We start from the raw sequence: 22,543 nt of genomic DNA on the forward strand, positions 1-22,543 counted from the left end.
GAATCACCAACCGCGCTCGGCCAGCCGGTGATCGACCGGCAGCTCCTCGACATTGATGCCGACCATGGCCTCGCCCAGACCGCGCGAAACCTTGGCGAGCACATCCGGGTCGTCGTAGAACGTAGTCGCCTTGACGATGGCGGCGGCGCGCTCGGCCGGATTGCCGGATTTGAAGATGCCCGAACCGACGAAGACTCCCTCGGCGCCGAGCTGCATCATCATCGCTGCGTCGGCGGGGGTGGCGATACCGCCCGCGGTGAACAGCACGACCGGCAGCTTGCCGGTCTGCGCGACCTCGCGCACCAGCTCGTACGGCGCCTGCAATTCCTTGGCGGCGACGAACAGCTCGTCCTCGGGCAGCGACGACAGCTTGCGAATCTCGCCGCGAATCTTGCGCATGTGGGTGGTGGCGTTGGAGACGTCACCGGTGCCCGCCTCACCCTTGGAGCGAATCATGGCCGCCCCCTCGGTGATCCGGCGCAGCGCCTCGCCCAGGTTGGTGGCACCGCACACGAACGGCACGGTGAAGTTCCACTTGTCGATGTGGTTGGCGTAGTCGGCGGGGGTCAGCACCTCGGATTCATCGATGTAGTCGACGCCGAGGCTCTGCAGGATCTGCGCCTCCACGAAGTGGCCGATACGCGCCTTGGCCATTACCGGAATCGAGACGGCGGAGATGATGCCGTCGATCATGTCCGGATCGCTCATCCGGGAGACGCCGCCCTGTGCTCGGATATCGGCCGGAACACGCTCCAGGGCCATCACCGCGACCGCGCCGGCGTCCTCGGCGATCTTGGCCTGCTCGGGGGTGACGACATCCATGATCACCCCGCCCTTGAGCATCTCGGCCATCCCGCGCTTCACGCGGGCGGTGCCGATGGTGTTGGTGGTCTCGGGCGTGGTCACGGCAAACTCCTGAGTCATGTGCGCCAATCGGGTCGCTTGGAACTAACGCCACCGATTCTAGGCGGGCCGATCAGGCCACTTGATAGCCAGTTGGCCACCACTGGCCTTGCCCCGACCAGCGGGTCCGGGTCCGGGCGTAAACCACTGGACCGGTCGCGAGACGGATCCGTCGGGGCCGACGCAAGTCTCGCGCCGTCCCGACGAACACCCGACAGGAATTACAGCGGGCCGACTACCAGCAACTGGGCCCAATACCCTGCGGCATCGGAACCCAACAACGGCAATAGGAAATCGAACAACAGGTAGGACATGTACTGCTTACCTTCCACACGCCAACGGACCATCTCACTGCAGTGGAAGTACCACCAGAACTCCCGGTAGCGCTCCCCCACCAGCACTACCCAGGCGGCAGCAATCCAGTCGCGACGCTATCACGATCGTGAAACACATCACAGCCGAAAGATCCAGGCGCGCACGCTGTTCACGCTCGAGGCGATCCACCGATCACCGGATAGACCGCACCTCGGGATCGGCGTCACCCGACGCCGCTTTGGCAGCTTCGGGAAGCAGTTGGTCCAGGTGGTAGGGGTAAACAGCCTCGCCGGTGTGGTCCAGGGCGACGATGTCCGCCCCGGTGCACCACTTGTTGTCGGTGATGCTGCGGCGCTCGACCGCTGTGAGATTGCCCGGCTCGGGGTCGAAGGCCGGGACGCGCAGGGCGAAGAACAGCTCCTCGGCCCGGATGAGTTCACCGTCGAAGGGGAATACCGCGACCCGCCGCCAGATGGGACCACGCAGGGCAGTCGGATCCGCGGTGTGCCCCGTCTCCTCCCAGAGTTCCCGCACCGCCGCGCTGCGCAGGGTCTCCCCAGGTTCCACGCCGCCGCCGATGGTGAACCAGAAGGAGACGTCAGGGGTCTTGGGGTCATTGCCGCGCATGAGCAGCACGCGATCCTGTTCGTCGAGCAGCACCACGCGCGCCGAAGTGCGGACCGTATCGACGACCAGGCCGGTCGAGGCGGCCGGGGTGGCGCGCTCGCTGATCTCGAAATATGTCGGCAGCGGCGCGGTACCGCCCAGGTGCAGGATGCGGACCGGGCGGCGGGTACGCAGGGCGAGGGTGTCGCGCACCGCGTCGTTGTGGAAGCGACGCGCGATCAGCACTCGGGCCTCGGCATCGGCGAGTTCGGCGACCTGCTGCGGGCGCAACTGGGCGATATCGATCACGGAAAGCGCTGCGGAGAGCTGATTTTCGATGGTTTCACGGTCGGCGCGACCCGCCCGTTCGGCCCGATCGGCGAGCATGGTGAGCCGTTTGGCCTGCTCGACCAGCGCGGAATCGGCAGTCGGGCCCGCGATGGCCACAGCGACCGACCTGGCCACCACCGCCCGTCGTGCCAGCGCACCGTCGAGGGCCTGCCAGGACTGATCCGACCGCACATGCAATCGGTCGAGCCGGTTTGCCGTCGAAGCCGCCCACAGAGCGATCGCGACGACCACCGCGGCGATGAGCGCGAGTACGAGAACCGTTGTGGCGGAGAACGTAATCATCCAGCAGCCCTCATGGTGCCATCGATCATCCGGCGGCCCGCACGCGCGTATCCCCCACCGTGACGGTTTCGTAGACCCGCAGGATCTGTTCGGCGACCACCGGCCAGTCGTATTCGCCGACCACCTGATCGGCGATGTGGATCAGGGCTTCGCGGCGCACATCGTCGGTGAGCAGGGTGTCCAGCGCCGCGGCGAGTCGAACCGAATCACCCACCGGGACGAGCATTCCCGCCGTGCCATCGCGCAATACCCGACGGAATGCGTCCAATTCGCTTGCCACCACGGCGGTTCCAGCCGCCATCGCCTCGATCAGGATGATGCCGAAGCTCTCCCCACCGAGATTCGGCGCGACGTACACATCCGCGCTGCGCATCGCCGAGGCCTTCTCCTCGTCCGACACCTGACCGAGGAAACGCAGATGCCGGGCGAGCGGCCCGGCCTCGCGGCGCAGCCGCTCCTCGTCACCGCGACCGACGATGAGGATCTCGACATCGGGATGTCTGCGCACCAGTTCGGGCAGCGCACCGAGCAGGACTTCCATCCCCTTGCGCGGTTCGTCGTAGCGACCGAGGAACAGCACCGTGCCGCCCGCGCGCGGATATCCGGGCAGCATCGGGGCCCGCGCGAAGGCTGGCACGGCGACGCCGTTGGGGATCTCGACCGCGTCCGAACCGAGTGCCTCCACCTGCCAGCGCCGCGCCAATTCGGAGACCGCGATCCGGCCGCTGATCTTCTCGTGATAGGGCCGCAGCACACCCTGAAAGGTGCTCAGCACCAACGATTTCGTGGTCGAGGTGTGGAAGGTGGCCACGATCGGTCCCTCGGCGATCTTCAGCGCGAGCATGGACAGGCTCGGCGCATTCGGTTCGTGGATGTGCAGCACATCGAAGTCGTTGCCGTCGATCCAGCGCCGAATCCTGGTATATGCCATGGGTCCGAAGGACAATCGGGCGACCGAACCATTGTACGGAATCGCCACCGCGCGACCAGCCGAAACCACGAAATCCGGCAGCGGCGTGTCCTCCGATGCGGGCGCGAGCACGCTCACCTTGTGGCCGCGTTCGATGAATACCCGCGCCAATTCCACGACATGGGCCTGCACACCACCGGGGACATCGAACGAATAGGGGCAGACCATGCCGATTTTCATGGTGTCTTCTCCCCATTGGCGCTGTCCGACCCGGCCTGCGCCGCGGCGATCCTGGCTCGCCGCTCCGCCGAAAGGTCCTGCTCCCATTGTGGCTGCAACATATGCCAATCGGCGGGATGCTCGGCGATATTGGCCGCGAACCGGTCGGCCAGCGCCTGGGTGACCGCCGCGACACAGTTCGAAACATCCAGCGGCGCTTCGGTCTTCATCCCCCAACCCTCGCGACCATCGGCATCTACGGTGAACCAGACGTGCACCGGAATAAGAGCCGCACCGGTCTCGATGGCCAGCTTCGCCGCGCCAGCGGGCAGCCAGGTGCGCTCGCCGTACATGGTCACCGGGACACCTTTACCGGTCAGGTCCCGCTCGCCCATCAGGCATACGACATTGTTCGCGCGCAGGCGGGCGGCCAGCGCGGTGAACGGCGGCTGCTCACCACCGGTCAGCGGGAATACCTCGAAACCCAGGCTCTCCCGGTAGGCGACGAACCGCTCGAAGAGCGATTCCGGCTTCAACCGTTCGGCCACGGTCGCCAACGTGCCGCTGTGGCCGACCAACCAGACCCCGGCCGCATCCCAGTTCCCGGAATGCGGCAGCGCAAGCACCACACCGCGTCCCCGCGCCAGGGCGGCGTCCAGATTCTCCACGCCCTCCACGAGCGAACCGGTCAGCGCCGAGTGATCCATCGTCGGCAGTCGGAAAGCTTCGCGCCAGTAGCGGGCGTAGGAGCGCATGCTCGCGCGGATCAGTTGGTCGGGGACCTCGGCCGGAGTCACACCGAGCACGCGAGCGAGATTGCGCCGCAACTGATTCGGTTCCCCACCGGCACGGAAGGCGCGATTCGCCTTGTCCGCGACCTGGTTACCGCCCCAATCGAAGGCCCGCCGCGCCGTCGATTCGGGCAGCGCGCGCACAACCCGCCAACCCGCCGCATAGGCCCAATCCGTCAGTCCGGACTTGATCCGCGAGCCGACGGTTTCGGACTGGGAACTCACGACTGCGCCTCGCCGGCGCTCGGCTCCGTCGTGCGTTCCGCACGCTGGGACGTGGTTCCCTCGCTTCGCTCGCTCACGACCGCGCCTCGCTGGCGCTCGGCTCCGTCGTGCGCGAAGGCGCACTGCGCTGATGGTTCACTCGCTGACGCTCGCTCACGACCGCGCCTCGCTGACGCTCGGCTCCGTCGTGCGCGAAGGCGCACTGCGCTGATGGTTCACTCGCTGACGCTCGCTCACGACCGCGCCTCGCTGACGCTCGGCTCCGTCGTGCGCGAAGGCGCACTGCGCTGATGGTTCACTCGCTGACGCTCGCTCACGAGGGCAACTCCGTCGCGTCCGCGGGATTCTGCGGCGGCGCGGGCGGAATCACGTCCCGAGCGCCCGGTGAATTCCGGACCGCCAGCACCCGCTGGAACACCGTGATAATGCTCAACACCGCCAGAATCCACATCGCCACGTGCACGGCCCAGGTCAGCCATTCGATCCCCCAATACCCGCCGATACCGGTGAATCCGGCACCGACCAACACAATTATCAGCCGATCCGGCCGCTCGATGAGTCCACCGTCCGCGGAAAGGCCACTGGCCTCGGCGCGCGCCTTCGCATACGAAATCACCTGGGAGGTAATCAGAACCACCAGGGTTGCGAAGAACAGCAGCCTACTGTTCTCGTGATACACCGCCCACCAGGCCAACCCGCCGAAAATGGCGCCGTCGGCGACGCGGTCGCACGTGGCATCGAGCACCGCACCATACTTCGTGCCGCCGCCGCGCGCTCTCGCCATGGCGCCGTCGAGCATGTCGAACATGACGAACAGCCAGATCACCATGGTTCCCCAGAACAGATGTCCGGTGGGGAACAAGGTGACCGCGGCCGCGATCGAGGCGACGGTGCCGATCACCGTCACCGCGTTGGGGGTGAGTCCGGTACTGACGAGCGCTCTGCCCAGCGGCGCAGTCGCTTTGGAGAACGTCTCGCGGCCGAAGAAGCTGAGCACCCTACTCGACTTCCTTCCACGCCGCCGAAAGCAGCGCCCGAGTTTCCCGCAGCAACTGCGGCATGACCTTCACACCGCCGACGATGGTGATGAAGTTGGCATCCCCGCCCCAGCGCGGCACGATGTGCTGATGCAGGTGGTCGGCAAGTGAACCACCTGCCACTCCGCCGAGATTCAGGCCGACATTGAAACCGTGCGGCCGCGAGACCCGCTTCATCACCCGAATCGCCTGCTGGGTGAACGACATCAGTTCGGCGCTCTCCTCGAGCGTCAGATCCTCGAGGTTGGCCACCTTGCGGTAGGGCACCACCATCGTGTGCCCCGGGTTGTACGGATACAGATTCAGTACCGCGTAGACGTGCTCGCCACGGGCGATGACCAGCCCGTCCTCATCCGACATCTTGGGAATATCGGTAAACGGATGGCCCGTGGTGTCTTTCGGATCGGCGGTCGCGGCCTCAGCGATGTAGGACATCCGGTACGGAGTCCACAGCCGCTGCAACCGATCCGGCTCACCGGCACCGGTATCCACGATGCTCCCCTGTTCGTCCGAGTCCGCGTTCAACTCCACGAGCCCGTCCGGCACCGTGCGCTCAGTCATGGTCTATCCGATCTGGTATGTGCGGGGCCCTCCGTGGTACGCCCGCTGCCTCCTCCAGGCACTGACTGCTCATTCCGGGCCCTTCACCACAAAACCCTCGGCGGTCGGCGAGGCGTTCTCCCGGTTCGCGATCCACTCCACGATCGTGGCCACCGCGGCGGCGACCGGCACGCCGTTGACCTGGGTGCCGTCGCGGAAGCGGAAGCTGATCGCGCCCGCGTTCACATCACGCTCACCGGCGAGCAGCATGAACGGGATCTTCTGCGCGGTGTTGTTGAAGATCTTCTTCTGCATCCGGTCGTCACTGCGATCGACCTGCGCGCGGATACCCGCGTCCTGCAGCTGCTCGATGACCGAATCCAGATGCGGCGCAAAGGTTTCCGCGACCGGGATGCCGACGACCTGGACCGGCGAGAGCCAGGCCGGGAAAGCGCCTGCGTAATGTTCGGTGAGCACGCCGAAGAAGCGTTCGATGGAACCGAATAGTGCGCGGTGGATCATTACCGGCCGCTGCTTGGTGCCGTCGGAGGCGGTGTATTCCAGGTTGAAGCGCTCGGGCAGGTTGAAGTCGAGCTGGATGGTCGACATCTGCCAGGTGCGCCCGAGCGCATCCTTGGCCTGTACCGAGATCTTCGGGCCGTAGAAGGCGGCGCCGCCCGGATCCGGGACGAGCTCCAGTCCGGAGTCGGTGGCCACCTTGCGCAGAGTCTCGGTGGCCTCCTCCCACATCTCCTCGGAGCCGACGAACTTCTTCGGATCCTTGGTGGAAAGCTCGAGGTAGAAGTCGTCGAGGCCGTAGTCGGCGAGCAGCCCGAGCACGAATTGCAGCGTGCTGGTCAGCTCGGCGTGCATCTGCTCCTTCGTGCAGTAGATGTGCGCATCGTCCTGGGTCATGCCGCGCACCCTGGTCAGTCCGTGCACGACACCGGACTTCTCATAACGGTAGACCGAGCCGAATTCGAACATCCGCAGCGGCAGCTCCCGATAGGACCGGCCGCGCGAGCGGAAGATCAGGTTGTGCATCGGGCAGTTCATCGGCTTGACGTAGTAGTCCTGGCCGGGCTTGCGAACGGTGCCGTCCTCGTTGAGTTCGGCGTCCAGGTGCATGGCCGGGAACATGCCGTCCTTGTACCAGTCCAGGTGACCGGAGACCTCGAATAGATGCCCCTTGGTGATGTGCGGCGTATTGACGAACTCATAGCCCGCGGCGACGTGGCGGCGGCGCGAGTACTCCTCGAGCTCCTTGCGGATGATGCCGCCCTTGGGATGGAAGACCGGCAGACCGGAGCCGAGTTCGTCCGGGAAGCTGAACAGGTCCAGCTCCAGACCGAGTTTGCGGTGGTCGCGCCGCTCGGCCTCCTCGAGCAGGTGCAGATGCTCGTCCAGTGACTCCTGCGATTCCCAGGCTGTGCCGTAGACGCGCTGCAGATCCTCGCGGTTCTGGTCGCCGCGCCAGTAGGCGGCGGAGCTGCGGGTCAGCTTGAAAGCGGGGATGAATTTGGTGGTCGGGATGTGCGGACCGCGGCACAGATCGCCCCAGACCCTTTCACCGGTGCGCGGGTCCAGGTTGTCGTAGATGGTCAGCTCTTTGCCGCCGACCTCCATGACCTCCGGATCGTCGATACCGGACTTATCGCTGATCAGCTCGAGCTTGAACGGCTCCTTCGCCAGTTCGACACGCGCGTCGTCGACCTCGACCACTCGACGCGAAAACCGCTGCGCGCCTTTGACGATCTTCTTCATCCGAGATTCCAGCTTGGCCAGATCCTCTGGGGTGAACGGCCGGTCGACCTGGAAGTCGTAGTAGAAGCCGTCCTTGATGGGCGGGCCGATGCCGAGCTTGGCCTCCGGGAACTCCTGTTGCACGGCCTGGGCCAGCACATGCGCGGCCGAATGCCGGATCACGCTGCGGCCGTCCTCGGTATTGGCGGCGACCGGCTCGACCTCGACATCGGTGTCCGGGGTCCAGGACAGATCCTTGAGCCCCTCCGCATCGCGCACCACGACGATGGTGTCCGGCCCCTTCGTCGGCAGCCCCGCCTCGCGCACCGCGGCACCCGCCGTCGTCCCGGCCGGCACCCGAACGAGGGCGACTGGGCTGATTGGTGCTGAGGTGGTCACGGCGAGAGACTCCTTGGCGTTCGCTGGCGGGCGTGTTCCCGCGCTGGTGCGGGCGGTTGCCCACGGGTCATCGTCGGAGGCGAATTGCTCCGGCGCGACCATGCTATCGGCACCCGGGAGGCCCCGCGTCGATGGACTCGGATCGCCACGTCGCGGGTGGACCGGTGCCGTTGTGCGAGACCAGAACGTGACATCCGGCAGCCGGTTCGGTCATGCGACTGCCGCCGGTTCGATGCGGTGCGCCCGTCGGCGCCACGAACCGCCGCGTTGGGAACCGGCGTCGGGTTCGACGGATTGCGCCGAGTGTGCTCTGCTCGGGCGCGCACAGCCCAACGCGCACGTTCAGGTACCTCGCGTGGACGCCGAATACCTTGCGGGCGATCAGCTTTCGGCGGCGATCCGAGCCAGCAGCGCCGTGCGTTCGGCGGCCGGCCGCTTCGGGCAACTGGTGCACATTTCGCAGCCGGGCACCTCGAAGACCAGGCAGCACGAGATCCGGCGGACAAAGGTCCGCCCGCCGACATCCACGAACCGCGGAACCGGCAGCCTCCCACCGACCTCGCCCGCGAGCCGCGCCCCGGCCTCGGCATTCCCCGCATCGAGTGCCCGGTTCCCGATGGCATCGGCGGCAATCGCCCAGAGTGACGGTACTCCCGCACCGGAGACCGCCGCTACGGGGCCGATCACGGCCGCCAAAGTCTCCCGCAACGCCTTCGCGCAGGCGTGACCGAGCGCGGCGGACTCGTGCGGTGTACCGCTGTCACCGTCGAGACCATGTCCTGCGCCCGCACCCGCGACGGGGTGGATGTGGACTCGTTCTATGCCGCCGTCCGGGCGGACCTCGCAGTCGAGGTGGTCCAGGAATGGCTCCGGCGCGGGTTCCTCGTTCGCGTAGGCGCGTGCGAGTTGTTCGACCAGTGCCGATGCGACCATGCACCACCAGAGCGTGCCGGAGACGCGCGGTTCGGCGGTGCCCCAGGAGCGGCCCATTTCCGCGATGCGTGCCGACAGCCAGTCCGGTTCGGTCAGGGTGCGGCCGGGGACGATGTTCACCGTTCCAGCGGACTGTGCAACCACTGCCATTCGACTCCGATCCAGCCGCCGACCAACCCGAATGTTCCCAATACCCATAGTGTCGCGAGGACCAGCGCAAAGGTCGCCATCGCCGCGCACACCCGCATGGCCGGGCCTCGTGCGGAGTACCACGCCATACCCTGCCGGTACTTGTCACGCAGCCAGCCGAGCGCCCGGCGCGCCCAGGCGAATTCGGTGGCGAGGATGCCAAGTCCGGCGAATACGATCGCCCAGCCGGGTCCGGGATAGGGAATCGCCAGGATTCCGACGACCAGCACCGCGATGCCGATCACCGCGACCCCGATCCGGTAGGCGAGGTTCAGCGTAGGCCGCGCGGCCAGCCGGGCGCGGAAGGCGCGCCATCCGGTGCGCGTGGGTTCGGATTCCAACTCGACGGTCATCTCCATCAGCCTACGAGCGACGTGCGTGGACCCGCCCGAGCCAGGTCGGACGGGTCCAGCTGTCGTCGGCTCAGACGAGTTCCGGAGTGACCCGCGCGCCGGTGTCGTCGATATGGGCAAGGCCGTCCACGGTCACCTCGATGACGCGTGCGCTGGCGATATCGAAGAACAGCCCCGATACCGTCACGCCACGCTCGGCCGTCGCCGCACGCACCGCAGGATGCCGGTGCAGCGTTTCCAACTGCACGGCCACATTGACCATGCTCAGCTGGTCGATCTCACCGAATCCGGCGGACGCGGCCGCCTGCGCCACCGGGTGCCCGAGCCGGAACCGCTTCAGGCTCGGATGGGCATGGGCGAGCCACGGTCCGATTCCCGGTCCATCATCGGTGCCGGAATGCAGTGCCTTCATGGCGCCACAGGAGGAATGCCCGCACACCACGATGGATCGGACATTCAGCTCGTTGAGCGCGAAGACCAGCGCGGCCTCCACCGACGCGTCACCGCTGTCGGGCACCAAATTGCCCACATTGCGCACCGTGAACATGTCACCGGGACCGCTGTTGGTGATGACGTTCGGAACGACTCGGGAGTCCGCGCAGGTCAGGAAGAAGGTATCGGGATCCTGACGGTCACGCAGTTCGTCCAGGTGCGGCCGCACCACATGGGCGTGGCTGCGGTGGTAGGCGGCCACACCCGAGGTCACTCGGTCGGTATTCGCGTCGTCGCCGCGCCACGGGCCGAGAATCTCGTCGAGCACAGCGCGCCCGAATCCGCGGGCCGGCGGCCCCGCGGTCGCGTGCGCCATCCGCGCACTGCCGATTTCCACGAAATCAACTGCGCCGCCGCTGCTTTCGTGCTGCCGCACCCAATCCTCGATGGCTTCGAAGGCGGCATGGTCGAGAAAGTCGACCGTCATCTCGACGGTGACGTCGACGCCTGCCGGCACTTTCGCGAATTCCGCGGACAGCTTCGGTAGCGCGAGGAAAGTGCAGGAACCATCAATGGTGAGCAGCCAGCGCGGCGAACCGGGAATCTGCTGGGCCGCCACGGCAACTCGAACGACGCGCCACAGCAGCAGCCCGAAAGCCAGTGCCAGACCGATGATCACGCCTTCCAGCAAATTCAGGAAGACCACGCCGAGGATGGTAACGGCATAGATGAGCAGATCGCCGGTGCGCCTGGCCATCTTGATGTGGGCCAGCTTCACCAGCTGGATACCGATGACGATCAGCAGGCCGGCGAGCGCGGACTTCGGAATCTGTTGCACCACCCCGGCCAGGACGACCGAGAACAGCAGAATCCAGCAGCCGTGCAGCACGGCCGAAGCACGACTGCGCGCACCCGCCTGCACGTTGGTGGCGCTGCGCACGATCACGCCGGTGACCGGCAGGCCGCCCAGTAGACCCGAGAGCACATTGGCCGAGCCCTGACCGATCAGCTCGCGGTCGAAATTGGTGCGCTTACCGGTGTGCATCTTGTCCACGGCCACCGCAGATAGCAGACTCTCGACGCTGGCGATCAGCGCGACGGTCAGAATCATCAGCGCCACCGCGGACCAGTTGCCGCTGGGGATCTGCGGCAGTCCGATAGCGTCGAACAGCGAGCCGTTCAACACGATTCGCTCGGCCTCGAAGGGCAGCACCAGTGACAACACCGTGCCGACCAAGACCGCCACCAGCGGTCCCGGCACTACCCGCACTTTGGCGGGGACCCGGCGCCAGCCGAGCATGATCGCGATGACCACCGCGCCGATGATGGCGTCATCGCCGTGCAGCGACAGCAGTTGCGACGGCAACTGGGTGATGTTGTGCCAGGCGGAACTGTGCGAGGACCCACCGAGCAGCACGTGAACTTGTTGCAGCGCAATGGTTATGCCGATGCCCGCTAGCATCGCGTGCACCACCACTGGTGCGACGGCCAACGCGGCCCGCGCAATCCGGCTGAGCCCGAATAGGATTTGCAGCACACCGGCGGCGACGACAATGAACGTGGTTGTCCGCCAACCGAATTGGTTGATGGACTCGGCGACGACCACGGTCAGACCCGCAGCGGGCCCGCTGACCTGCAGTATCGAACCGCCGAGCGTGCCCGCGACAACGCCACCGATGACGGCGGCGATGAGTCCGGCGGCCACCGGCGCGCCGGAGGCGACCGCGATGCCGAGGGACAGCGGCAACGCGACCAGGAAGACCACGATAGAGGACGGCAGATCGTGGCGCAGGATCGATGTCAATCGATCGGATAGAGGTTCGGAACTGCGATGGCCCTCGCCCTGTTCAGCGGGCGGTAACGGTGGTGCGGCTACAGCGCTATCAATAGCCATTGACTTCTCCTTCGCCGACTCGGCGCGAACGCCGAGGTCGGTTGACGATCAAAATGTCCAGCAGGGCACAGACCGCGAACCGGCATCTCGCGGTGAAGCAGTTCCCGACACAGCGATGGGTCGAGATGTAAACCGCATCAAGGCTATTAGTAAAGACTTAGCAAAGCCTGAGAACTCGCCGCCAAGTGCTCGAATCCATACCTCCGAATCGGTGTGAAACGCAACACATACGTGCCGAGTTCGCCTGTCGGGCCGCATCATTCGACCCGATACTCGGCGACTAGACGGGTTCGGCCGCCACGCCGGGCACATCGGCCAACTCATCGAATGCTTCGACCGTCAACTCGTCGTCGAACTCGGCGATACCGTCCATGGTCACCTCGATCACCCGGGCGGTCGTGAGATCGAAGAACAGTCCGGATACCGCCACTCCCCGCTCCTGCATCCCGCGACGGACCACTGGATGGGCGTGCAACCGCTCCAGTTGCACTGCCACATTCACCATGCCGAGCTGGTCGACCGGGCCGAATCCGGCGAATGCCGCGGCAGCGGCGACCGGATGCCCGAGCCGGAACCGGTCCAGGCTTGGCCGCGCGTACTCGAGCCAGTCGCCCAGCCCCGGCCCCGCGCGAACCTCCCGATGCAGTGCGTCCATCGCCCCGCAACCAGAGTGCCCGCAGACCACCACCGCGCGCACGTCCAGCTTCTCCAGCGCATAGACCAGCGCGGCTTCCACCGACACATCGCTGCCACCGGACGGGACCAGATTGCCCACGTTGCGAACGGTGAACAGATCCCCCGGCCCGCTATTGGTGATGACATTCGGCACGATGCGGGCATCGGCACAGGTCAGGAAGAAAGTGTCGGCGTCGGGCCGGTTGCGCAATCCGTGGAGATGGGGGCGCATCAGATGGGCGTGGCCGCGATGATAGGCGGCGATGCCCGCGGCGATCGGATCCTCCCGATTACCCGTCCGCCGCCACGGCCCGATGACCTCATCGATGACCTGACGCGAGCGCCCACGTTCGGGCGGGCCCGCCACCGCGGTCGCCATCCGCGCGCTGCCGATTTCCACGAAATCGACTGTGCCACCGGCGGCCTCACGCAAACCGGCCCAGTCGGTGATCAGCTCATAGGAGGCGTGGTCGAGGAAGTCGACCGTCATCTCGATGGTCACGTCCACGGCGGCGGGTACCTTCGCCAGTTCCGCGGTCAGCTTGGGCAGCGCGAGGAAGGTGCAGGTGCCATCGATGGTGATCAGCCAGCGGCGAGCATCGGCCACCGGCTCGGCGTGGATACTCACCCGCACCACCCGCCACAGCAGCAGGGCAAAGGAGAGTACGAGCCCGATCACCATGCCTTGCAACAGGTTCAGGAATACCACGCCCAGTACCGTTGCCACGTAGACGAACAAATCGCCGTTGCGCCGAGCCAACCGGATATGGGCCAGCCTCACCAATTGTACGCCGACGAGGATGAGCAGCCCCGCTAGTGCCGCCTTCGGAATCTGCTGCACCAACCCGGCCAGCGCGACCGCGAACAGCAGGATCCACACGCCGTGCAGCACCGTCGCAACCCTGGTCCGCGCCCCAGCATGGGCATTGGTAACGCTTCGGACGATCACGGCCGCGATCGGCAGACCACCGAGCAGACCCGACACCACATTCGCCGAGCCCTGCCCGATCAGCTCGCGATCGAAATTGGTTCGATGGTCAGGGCGCGTCTTGTCCACGGCGACCGCCGAGAGCAGGCTCTCTATGCTGGCGATCAGCGCGATCGTCACCATGGCCGTCGCGACGGCGAACCAACTGCCGGACGGTATCGCGGGCAAACCGATCGAATCGAGTAGCGAACCGCTCAGCACGACGCGCTCGACATCGGTCGGCAGTATCAGCGACAGGATTGTCGCGACCACCACGGCAACGAGTGGCCCCGGCACGACGCGGATCGTGGGTGGGACGAATTTCCAGCCGATCAGAATGATGATCACCACCAGGCCGACGAACAGATCGCCACGGTGCACCGACATCAACTGATGCGGCAGTTGGGTGACGCTGGCGTACGACGAACTCAGCGAGTTGCCGCCGAGCAGAATATGGACCTGTTGCAGCGCGATGATGACGCCGATACCGGCGAGCATCGCATGGACCACCACCGGTGCGATGGCGAGCGCGCCGCGCGCAACGCGACTGAGCCCGAACATAATCTGCAATAGGCCCGCACCTACGGTGATGAAACAGGTAGCGGCCCAACCGAACTGGTGCACGCTCTCGGCAACGACAACGGTGAGACTGGCCGTCGGCCCGCTGACCTGCACGGCCGAGCCACCTAGTAGCCCGGCGACGACACCGCCGACGACAGCGGCGATCAGTCCAGCGGCAACCGGCGCGCCCGAGGCGACCGCGATGCCCAGTGAAAGTGGTAGTGCGACAAGGAAAACCACAACCGAAGCGGGGAGGTCATGGCGGCCGACGGCGGCGAGACTTGCTGGAAGAATTGCGGGAAGCGGCGACGTCCGGGGTACGGGATCGGTGTCGGTGGACATTATTCTCCTTCGCCGAAACGGCACGGAGCCGATCGGTTCATCGGTCGAACATGTACTGGCATCGAAAGCGAGCGGCGGGCGAGCTTTCCGAGAACGCTAGGTGCTACATCTGCTCTCCATGGAGTGGCTTCGTGAAGCAGTGACCCATGACGCGAAGGCCAGGCGCAATAGTAAAGACTTCGCAAAGCGCATGGAAAGGCCTGCGTTACAAATGGGGTTAACTGCTATCAAAATGTGACCTAAGTCACGGCACGAGTAGGGGTGTCCCGGTTCGGGATCGATCGGAGATGTGGCGGACACTGCGCCGATACGAAAGAAGGCCGGGCACTCGCAGTGCACCGACCTTGTTCAATGTGTGGTCCCAGCTGGTTTCGAACCAGCGACCTTCCGCGTGTGAGGCGGAAGTACTCGCGATTCAGGCACTGGTCACTCCCTTCATTTCCCCTGGTAGATAGGCTATTTAACGTCTGAATCAGTCTGGATCAATTGATTGCAGGCTACAGTTATAGGCCACACTTGGTCAAGACAAGTGGCATCGAGCCGAGGGATGGAAATGGAACTACGAGACGGCCAGTGGATCGCGTCGGTCGAGGTGACCGCCGAGACCAAAGCGGATCTCATCAAGCGCGTTGCTGCGGTCAAGCGCACCCTCAAACAGATCGACAAGGAACGCGACCGCGCACGCCGTGCGAAGGGCGAGGGCGGGCTGTATCAGCGCAAGGATGATCAGATGTGGACCGGGCGTGTCGAGCTTCCTCCCGGCCCGGACGGGAAACGCCGGCGGAGCAAGCCTGTCTACTCCAAGGATCACGCAACCGCAGTCAACAAGTTGAACAAGCTGCGCGAGGAGATCGCGAAGGGCATGGATCAGCTGGACAAGACGCTCACCGTGGAGGCGTGGTTGCTGCGGTGGATCGACGAGATCGCCAAGCCGCGGATGAAACCGCACGCGTGGAAGTCGTACAGGTCCGCGATCAACACCAGGATCATCCCCGCCATCGGGACACGTAAGCTCGCGCAGCTGAAGCCGGAGCATGTGCGCTTCCTCCACAAACACATCCTCGGATCCACCTACACAGGCCGCGATCCGGAGACCGGCGAGAAGAAGCAAATCCCGTACAGCACACGGTCGGTCGAGGAGGCGCACAACGTTCTCAGTGCCGCACTCAGCGACGCGGTTTCCGAAGGCATGATTCACCGCAACGTCGCCGAACTGGTGACGAAACCGCAGGTGCTTTCCGAGTCACACGGTGCCCTGACTTCCGCCGAAGCCCGCGCCGTACTGCTGGCAGCGATGCGCGACGGCGACAGCCTGGTCACACGATGGGCGGCAGGTCTGATGCTTGGGGGACGCCAAGGAGAGGTTCTAGGAATGCGTTGGAGTGCAGTCGATTTGGAGAATGGAACACTCGATTTGGCGTGGCAATTGGAGTGGTTGCCGCTCAAACCTGGCGCAGATTCCGACGATCCGGATCGGTTCGATGTGCGCGCAGGGTTCGAGCACATCCCGCTCTGGAAGGGCGCCGCGCTTACCCGCCCGAAGACAAGCACTTCTCGACGGCTCGTACCCCTGCCCGCTCCCCTGGCAGCAATCTTGAAGGTCTACCGAGACAAGTGGGTTCCGAACGCGCATGACTTAATCTGGGCATCCGATCGCGGCACGCCGATCTCGGATGCTGCCGACCGCAAAGGCTGGAAGGCAGCGCAGAAGGCGGCGAAGATCGCCAAACCTGTTGACGTCCACGCGATGCGCGGAACCACCGCGACGCTGCTACTGGAGGCAGGCGTCGACGCGAAGGTCATTCAGGCGATTTTGGGGCACGCGAGCGTGGTCACGACCCGCGGCTATCAACAAGTCGACCTCACTCTTGCGCGGCAGGCGCTCGGCAACTTGGACGCATTGCTGGCTATAGAAGATTGAAGGCAGACCGTTCTGGAACGAGGACCACACCACGGTCATGTACGCAGAGAAGAAGGTCGTGACGAGAAGGCGCTGAAGAAGAAGGCTTGCACCTTCTGCAAGCAGAACGGCTCGGAGAGTTCTGCCCGGAATTCTCCTGCAACCTGCACGAGCAGAACGCTGCCGCGCGCACGCGGTCTACGGAGTCAGGGTGCATGACCGAGGAGTTCAAGTATTGCAACAACCCCGACACGCTTCTACTTCCGTACCCCCAGCGACAACGTGAAGGTCAAGGACGCCGAATTCTCCCAGAGCCTGACAGCCCGATCAAGACGGTCGCCGAATTCGTCGCCTACAACGTGATCCCGGAAGATCGCGGCCCTACGACAGGCCAACGGTCTGATCATCCGCATGCCGTTACAAAACGAGGGGCGTGCTTGACACCGAGCTGCTGAAGGTGCACGTCAAGACGGTCGGCAAGCACAACGTCGTGATGCACCTGCGCCCCAGCCCTTATCGATGGCCGCCAACGCAGGCTACTACGACGATATCGTCGCAGAGAAGGCGATCCTCAAAGTCCATTCTCCCTGGCTAACTGCCGAAAGTACTCTCGGCTACGGCCAGTTCGACGCACCAGCTCAGCCTGTACGCCACGCTCGCCAGAGGCGAGCATCCGCAGGAAGACATCGCGAAGCTGCTTCTCGGCGCGGGTTAGTTCGGCTAACGCCTGGTCGAGCGCGTCGCCCCCCGCCGCCTGTTCTGTCACGCCACCATTGTAGGCCAAAACTCTTGGCCAAACCACTTGCGCTTATGCCAACTGTCTTGGCATACTTACGGCATCGGCACAGCAACCGATACGTCGAGGCCCTACACGAGAATCCGATCGCGTCGGTCCCTCGCACCATAATGAACAAGTCAGTACACGACAGTGGAGCGACGCCCCTCCCGCGAAGAAGAAAGCGTCGCCACCACTCCAACAACGCCCACTCTCCAGCAAAGGAGAACAAGACGCGCATGCGCAAGACTACCTTCCCTGCATCGGGGCCGACAGATGCCGGAGCGGATACGCAAGCAACGCTCCGCCCTCTCGCGTACACACCCGCACAGGCCACCCAGATCGTCCCGATCGCCGAGTCGTCCGTTCGACGCTTGGTTCGCGAAGGCAAATTGGCGGCCCGCTACTACGGGTCCGCCGTGCTGATCGACGCGGTCTCTTTGGAATCTTTCTGGCGCTCGCTGCCCAGCGAACGCCAGGTTGACCGTGAGTGCGCCGCGAATCGGCGTGCCGCGTGACAAAGCCACTGCCGTACACAGCATTTGACGCGCTGCAGTGGCTCGCGCACCGCACCCGGTCTCAAATCGAGTGGGCAACCGACTCGATCGGATGGTCCAGCGCATGCGATGACGGCGCGGAAGCCGACTACGAATCCGAACTCGACAGTCTCAGTGAACACCTTGAGGCGATGGACGCCGTCCTTGCCGGTCTGCCGGGGCAATGGGGCGTCTATTCGGATGGCCGTCCAGTCAGCACCAGCGTGGAGATCGAGCGCGGCGCGATCCTCGATTACCTGTGGTCGCCCGACCCTTCCGTCGATGTGCCCCACGTCATTTCGGGCCACCGTCCGGCTGACCCTGGTGTCGATGGTGGCACCTATCAGGTCACGGTGACACCACCGTCATCCCTGACGGTGCAACTTTTCCCGCCAGCCACCGACTGACATCCGAGCTGGTGGTGCCCAATACTCGAATTTGAATATTGAGCTTGACCAGCGCGTTTGCTATGTCGCCGAACCAGGCTTCTACCCCTTCACGCTGCCTGTCGGCTCGCCCCTCGGGCCGACATCGGCGGCGGCACAACTGGATTCGTGGGCCTGACGCAAGCCGCGGGTCCAGTCCCCTCACCCACCCGCACCCGTTGCGGGTTCGTCTCGCACCCCTCTGGAGAGCTTCAGTGACGATGAAGTCCATCAATGCAATGACCACTATCACCAGCCACGCCGTGAACCTTGGGATTAACGCTGAGGACGCGATCGTGATTTTCGGTATCGCTGTCGGGCACGCCAAAGGCAAGTCCGTCATCGTCGAATTCGACGGCGAGAATGAACGTTTGATCGGCCGCTACGAACGCGACGAAAAGGGACGCGTGACCGTGATTCCTGTCGAAGACGGAACCGCACAGGATTTGGAAACGCTACTCGCGCAGGCATGCGAAGACGTAGACGAAAACCCCAGCGAAACCGATACATCCGTAGGCGTTTGGCTGCCCGTCGAATCCGACTGACACAGGCAATAAAAGAGTTCGGCTCAGGCGTAGCAGCACCTGAGCCGAACTAAAGCAGTTTCCCCACCAAGGAAACCTGACCAACCCGCAGCCTTCAAACCAGGGGAAGTCTCATGAACGAGGATAAGTCTACCAGCGATACTGTTGCTGGTCAAAAGGTTTCGCCGAACTTCGATCGGTCCGGACACGTCGGTGACATCGTTGTTCCCGACGATGATCGACGCCCGTATGTCGTTTTGCATCCCAACTTCCGTCGCGAGCACGGTGAACCAAAAACGCCGCAGGAACATTCACTCAAGCGGGCATTCGTGCGCGGTCTCCAAAGCGGATTCGCTGACGAAGAAAGCGAATTCACGCAGCGCAGGTACGGGCGCGTTCGCAAATTCAACGCAGCCGCATAGCCAGCAGCGCAACCCCCATCGCAAATCGGACCAGCGACAAAAGGAGATTCGGCAGTGAGCGAGTCGCCGAACGTTCAGCAACACCTTGATGATTGGGCGCGTGGCTATCAGCCGACAGTCGCTTCGCGGCGTTACTTCCGGTCCGCTTATCGGACCATGTTCACCGCCGCAATCGAGCGCCTTATTGAGCGCAGCGAGGAAGCGGACGAACTCGAATTACTGGACCTGTACCAAGATCTCGGCGGCCACCTCGAACGACTCGACGCGAAACTCCGAACCGATCTCGCGGGTGACCGCTGGGTCGACACCGGAAAGGCGGCGGCGTGAGTTGGCAAGCAGTGGCATGGGCAATGGAACACGCAGTCATTCCGACACCGACCCCGAAAGGGATGCCTACGGGGCACGCCTTGGCGAGCGTGCTCCATGCGCTCGCCTACCACGCGAACAAGTCGACCGCTCTTGCGTGGCCCACTGTCGAAACACTGGCTGAAGAATCGAAGATGTCTGCGCGTCAAGTGCAACGCTGCCTCGCCGCTCTCATCGAACTGGGACTCATCGAAGAATCATCCGTGGTGCCAAAGAACGTTCGTGCCGACAAGCGCGCGAACACCTACCGACTGGTGATAACAGAGGGCGACAGCAAGTCGGAAATCGACGATTCTGATCCCGATGACGGGGTGACAAATGAGCGCGACGGGGTGACAAACCAGCATCACGGGGTGACAAATGAGCGCGACGGGGTGACAGATGAGTCGCACGGGGTGACTCCCGTGTCACCCGAACATAAAGAGAACAAACAAGAACCGACAGGGAACACACAAGAACGTCCGGCGGCCCTGTCAAGACTCAAGACCAAGCCTGCAAACAGGTTCGCCGAATGGTGGTCGATCTTCCCTAAGCACAAAGATCGAGACGCAGCCCAAGCCGCGTATGACGAAGTCGTGGACACCGGCCTAGTCGACGAGGACACCCTTATCGCCGCCGCCGACCGCTACCGCGACGACCCCGACCGTCGCGCAGCGGGTATCCGATTCACCACCAGGGCGGACAAATGGTTGCGCGATGAAGCCTGGCGAGACTATGCCCCTGGCGGCCGTGAGACCGACACCCTCGCCGATATCCGCGCCCAAGCCCTCAGAGAAGTCGCGTAGGAGACGCAATGAAAGCCACCCCCGAAATGACCAGCCTCGCAATGGATGTGCTGGAAGAAGCTCATGCACTCGAACGCGGGAACCTGAAGTTCGACGCCAAAACCGTTGGCGCATGGGCACGTTGCTTCACGGGCCAGCAGGTCTGGCCAGAAGAAGCGCTGGAGGCCGTGCGCGTCCACTACCAGCAGGCCAACGCCTACCCCATCAAGCCCGGTGACGTTATCGCCTACTGCGAAGCGCAGCCGGTTTGGTCTTCCCCCGAACACGTGAACCACTTTCTCGACACGTGGTCCCAATTCCCCTATGCCACGGTGATCGAGGAGCACAGCGGCATCCGGCCCCCCGAATTCGAGGTCCCCGACTCGGTGCCCCGCGAGGAGCGCCGACAGTACCTCGTCCGCGAACTCGCGCGCTGGATCAACGACAACCGGGACGCCCTCGTTGCCGCGATCCTCAAGCGTCGCCACAAGGCTGTCGAGCAGTGATCGCTTACGAACGCGTCGTCGACGCTTTCCGCGAGCAGGGCCTCCACGTCAAGGACAACGGGCACGGCAAGGCTTACGCCCAAGCGCCTGGGCACAGCAGCGCGGACCGCTCGGTGTCGATCATGTACGTCAGCGACGGCGCAGATGGCAAGGTCGTCCTGTACGGGTTCGCGGGCGAGACCGCCGAGGACATCTGCACCAGCGTCGGACTCAACTACCCCAGCGACTTGTACGACAACCGCCGTGACGTCACGTATCAGTACCCGGACGGCAAATACTCGCGCCGATCGGCGCATAAAAAGTTCTTCTCGCCGGGCGAGGTCAAGGGCGGCAAACTGTTCCAGCAAAATCTGATCACCGACGCCACCGATGAGGTGCATGTCTGCGAAGGCGAGCAGGACGCTATCGCACTGACGCAACACCTCGGGGTCGTCGCCGTGTCCGCCCGCAGTGGCGCAGGGTCGGCGCACCTGGCGGACTACTCGGCGTTGACCGGCAAGAACGTTGTCGTCTGGCAGGACAAGGACGAGGCGGGCCGCAAGCGCGGCAAAACGGTATCTCAGATCCTTGAGGGCGTCGCGGCATCGGTGAAGCTGGTGGAGGCTGGCGAAGGCTGCAAGGATGCCGCCGATCACGTCGCGGCCGGTCTCACGCTCAACGACATCAGCCAAGTGCACATATCCGAGAAAGCTCCGCTCGTCGTACTGCTCGAAAAGGCGCTGGCTGCCGCGCAGGAACTGCCCACCGAAGACGTCATTGCCGGGCTCTACAAACATCTCGGCGCCCTCAACGCCGGGCAAGCACAAGACTCCGGACTGCGCGACTTCAGCACCCTCATCCCGGAGTTCTTCGACTGGCTCAACGCGCCCCCCGAACAGGTCCGCACCATTGCCACGCCGTGGCCCGAACTCGACGACATCCTCTCCGGAGGGCTTCACCCCGGACGGTCCTACCTGTTCGCAGGCCGCCCCGGTGGCGGAAAGTCGCTGGCGCTGAGCAACATCGCCGCATACGCAGGCGTCCGTGGACACAAGGGCGCGTTGTTCTCCGTCGAAATGGGCACAATGGAAATCGTTGCCCGCATCATGGCCGCAGGTGGACAAGCCGAATACGGGCAGATCACCCGCCGCCAACTCGACGAACGCAACTGGGTGAAAGTCGTCAAGTATGCCGACGAAGCGCGGGACATGGAACTCAAGATCTGCGACAAATCGCCGATCACCATCGAGCAGATAACTGCGATGGCCCGAAAACTCAAGCACACCGAGGGCCTCGACTTCGTAGCAGTCGACTACGTGCAATTGCTGAAGGCGTCCGACACCAGGCTCTCGCGCGAACGGCAGATCGCCGACATCTCGTGGGGATTGAAGATGATGGCGAAAGAACTCGACGTCGCCGTAGTCAGCGCGTGCCAGCTGAACCGCGGCGCCACGAAAGAGAAGCGTCCACCGACGATCGCGGAACTACGCGAAAGCGGATCGCTGGAACAAGATAGCGACGTAGTCGTTCTGATCCACCACGAACTGAACGACAACCAGCCGACCGGCGAAGTCGAATTCATCGTCGGAAAGAACAGGACCGGTCCACTGACGACCATCACGCTCGATTGGCGCGGATACCAAGCCCGCATCGGGTGACTCAACTCTTCTAAAGCCAGA

Annotated in this window: 21 protein-coding genes; 9 read left to right on the forward strand and 12 right to left on the reverse strand. The window is 64.2% G+C overall.

Translation table 11 applies throughout. The features are described 5' to 3' along the window. Window positions 1-3 precede the first annotated feature (3 nt). The 12 genes from pdxS to ACQPXH_RS19090 form a co-directional block, all read right to left on the reverse strand. The gene (gene pdxS / locus ACQPXH_RS19035) at window positions 4-924 is read right to left on the reverse strand and encodes a pyridoxal 5'-phosphate synthase lyase subunit PdxS (RefSeq protein WP_433597889.1); all 921 of its coding nucleotides are present in this window, start codon (window positions 922-924) and stop codon (window positions 4-6) included. Between the two features lie 200 nt (window positions 925-1,124). Then, window positions 1,125-1,298, reverse strand: coding sequence for a hypothetical protein (locus tag ACQPXH_RS19040; protein ID WP_157124470.1), 174 nt, complete (start codon window positions 1,296-1,298; stop codon window positions 1,125-1,127). Window positions 1,299-1,410: 112 nt separating this feature from the next. Continuing rightward, window positions 1,411-2,454, reverse strand: a complete 1,044-nt coding sequence (locus ACQPXH_RS19045; protein ID WP_433603507.1) for an NUDIX hydrolase — start codon at window positions 2,452-2,454, stop codon at window positions 1,411-1,413. 28 nt (window positions 2,455-2,482) lie between these two features. Continuing rightward, window positions 2,483-3,607: a glycosyltransferase family 4 protein gene (locus tag ACQPXH_RS19050; protein WP_433597890.1), complete on the reverse strand. Its 1,125-nt coding sequence runs from the start codon at window positions 3,605-3,607 to the stop codon at window positions 2,483-2,485. Continuing rightward, the gene (locus tag ACQPXH_RS19055; RefSeq protein WP_433597891.1) at window positions 3,604-4,602 is read right to left on the reverse strand and encodes a phosphatidylinositol mannoside acyltransferase; all 999 of its coding nucleotides are present in this window, start codon (window positions 4,600-4,602) and stop codon (window positions 3,604-3,606) included. Before ACQPXH_RS19055 ends, ACQPXH_RS19050 begins: the two co-directional genes overlap by 4 nt. Window positions 4,603-4,915: 313 nt before the next feature. Further along, window positions 4,916-5,599, reverse strand: coding sequence for a phosphatidylinositol phosphate synthase (gene pgsA / locus ACQPXH_RS19060; protein ID WP_433597892.1), 684 nt, complete (start codon window positions 5,597-5,599; stop codon window positions 4,916-4,918). Between the two features lies 1 nt (window position 5,600). After that, a complete protein-coding gene (locus ACQPXH_RS19065; RefSeq protein ID WP_433597893.1) occupies window positions 5,601-6,200 on the reverse strand; it encodes an HIT family protein in 600 nt (199 codons plus the stop codon). A 69-nt stretch (window positions 6,201-6,269) separates the two neighbouring features. Further along, on the reverse strand, window positions 6,270-8,321 hold the full coding sequence (gene thrS, locus ACQPXH_RS19070; RefSeq protein ID WP_433597894.1) for a threonine--tRNA ligase: 2,052 nt from the start codon (window positions 8,319-8,321) through the stop codon (window positions 6,270-6,272). A 381-nt stretch (window positions 8,322-8,702) separates the two neighbouring features. Then, window positions 8,703-9,404, reverse strand: coding sequence for a (2Fe-2S)-binding protein (locus ACQPXH_RS19075; RefSeq protein WP_433597895.1), 702 nt, complete (start codon window positions 9,402-9,404; stop codon window positions 8,703-8,705). Beyond that, the gene (locus ACQPXH_RS19080) at window positions 9,371-9,796 is read right to left on the reverse strand and encodes a TIGR02611 family protein (protein WP_433597896.1); all 426 of its coding nucleotides are present in this window, start codon (window positions 9,794-9,796) and stop codon (window positions 9,371-9,373) included. The genes ACQPXH_RS19075 and ACQPXH_RS19080 overlap by 34 nt, the downstream gene beginning before the upstream one ends. Before the next feature lie 70 nt (window positions 9,797-9,866). After that, complete coding sequence (locus ACQPXH_RS19085) at window positions 9,867-12,122, reverse strand: solute carrier family 23 protein (RefSeq protein WP_433597897.1); 2,256 nt, start codon at window positions 12,120-12,122, stop codon at window positions 9,867-9,869. Between the two features lie 280 nt (window positions 12,123-12,402). After that, entirely contained in the window at window positions 12,403-14,667 is a 2,265-nt protein-coding gene (locus tag ACQPXH_RS19090; protein ID WP_433597898.1) for a SulP family inorganic anion transporter, read from the reverse strand. A gap of 547 nt (window positions 14,668-15,214) precedes the next feature. Between ACQPXH_RS19090 and ACQPXH_RS19095 the strand changes: the two genes are divergently transcribed. From ACQPXH_RS19095 to ACQPXH_RS19135, 9 genes are all read left to right on the forward strand, one after another. Further along, window positions 15,215-16,588: a tyrosine-type recombinase/integrase gene (locus ACQPXH_RS19095; protein WP_433597899.1), complete on the forward strand. Its 1,374-nt coding sequence runs from the start codon at window positions 15,215-15,217 to the stop codon at window positions 16,586-16,588. Between the two features lie 993 nt (window positions 16,589-17,581). After that, window positions 17,582-17,860, forward strand: a complete 279-nt coding sequence (locus ACQPXH_RS19100) for a helix-turn-helix domain-containing protein (RefSeq protein WP_433597900.1) — start codon at window positions 17,582-17,584, stop codon at window positions 17,858-17,860. Continuing rightward, window positions 17,833-18,285 carry a hypothetical protein gene (locus ACQPXH_RS19105; protein ID WP_433597901.1) on the forward strand — a complete coding sequence of 151 codons (453 nt, stop codon included), beginning with the start codon at window positions 17,833-17,835 and terminating at the stop codon, window positions 18,283-18,285. Before ACQPXH_RS19100 ends, ACQPXH_RS19105 begins: the two co-directional genes overlap by 28 nt. 239 nt (window positions 18,286-18,524) lie before the next feature. Further along, window positions 18,525-18,848: a hypothetical protein gene (locus ACQPXH_RS19110; RefSeq protein WP_433597902.1), complete on the forward strand. Its 324-nt coding sequence runs from the start codon at window positions 18,525-18,527 to the stop codon at window positions 18,846-18,848. Between the two features lie 113 nt (window positions 18,849-18,961). Continuing rightward, entirely contained in the window at window positions 18,962-19,249 is a 288-nt protein-coding gene (locus ACQPXH_RS19115; protein WP_433597903.1) for a hypothetical protein, read from the forward strand. Window positions 19,250-19,303: 54 nt separating this feature from the next. Beyond that, window positions 19,304-19,576 (forward strand): hypothetical protein, encoded by a 273-nt coding sequence (locus tag ACQPXH_RS19120; RefSeq protein WP_433597904.1) that lies wholly within the window; start codon window positions 19,304-19,306, stop codon window positions 19,574-19,576. An 89-nt stretch (window positions 19,577-19,665) separates the two neighbouring features. Beyond that, window positions 19,666-20,400 carry a helix-turn-helix domain-containing protein gene (locus ACQPXH_RS19125; protein ID WP_433603508.1) on the forward strand — a complete coding sequence of 245 codons (735 nt, stop codon included), beginning with the start codon at window positions 19,666-19,668 and terminating at the stop codon, window positions 20,398-20,400. Between the two features lie 8 nt (window positions 20,401-20,408). After that, a complete protein-coding gene (locus ACQPXH_RS19130) occupies window positions 20,409-20,885 on the forward strand; it encodes a hypothetical protein (protein ID WP_433597905.1) in 477 nt (158 codons plus the stop codon). Next, the gene (locus ACQPXH_RS19135) at window positions 20,882-22,522 is read left to right on the forward strand and encodes a DnaB-like helicase C-terminal domain-containing protein (RefSeq protein ID WP_433597906.1); all 1,641 of its coding nucleotides are present in this window, start codon (window positions 20,882-20,884) and stop codon (window positions 22,520-22,522) included. Before ACQPXH_RS19130 ends, ACQPXH_RS19135 begins: the two co-directional genes overlap by 4 nt. The last annotated feature ends 21 nt before the right edge of the window (window positions 22,523-22,543 follow it).

Source organism: Nocardia sp. CA-135953, assembly GCF_050955735.1.
Classification (GTDB): Bacteria; Actinomycetota; Actinomycetes; order Mycobacteriales; family Mycobacteriaceae; genus Nocardia.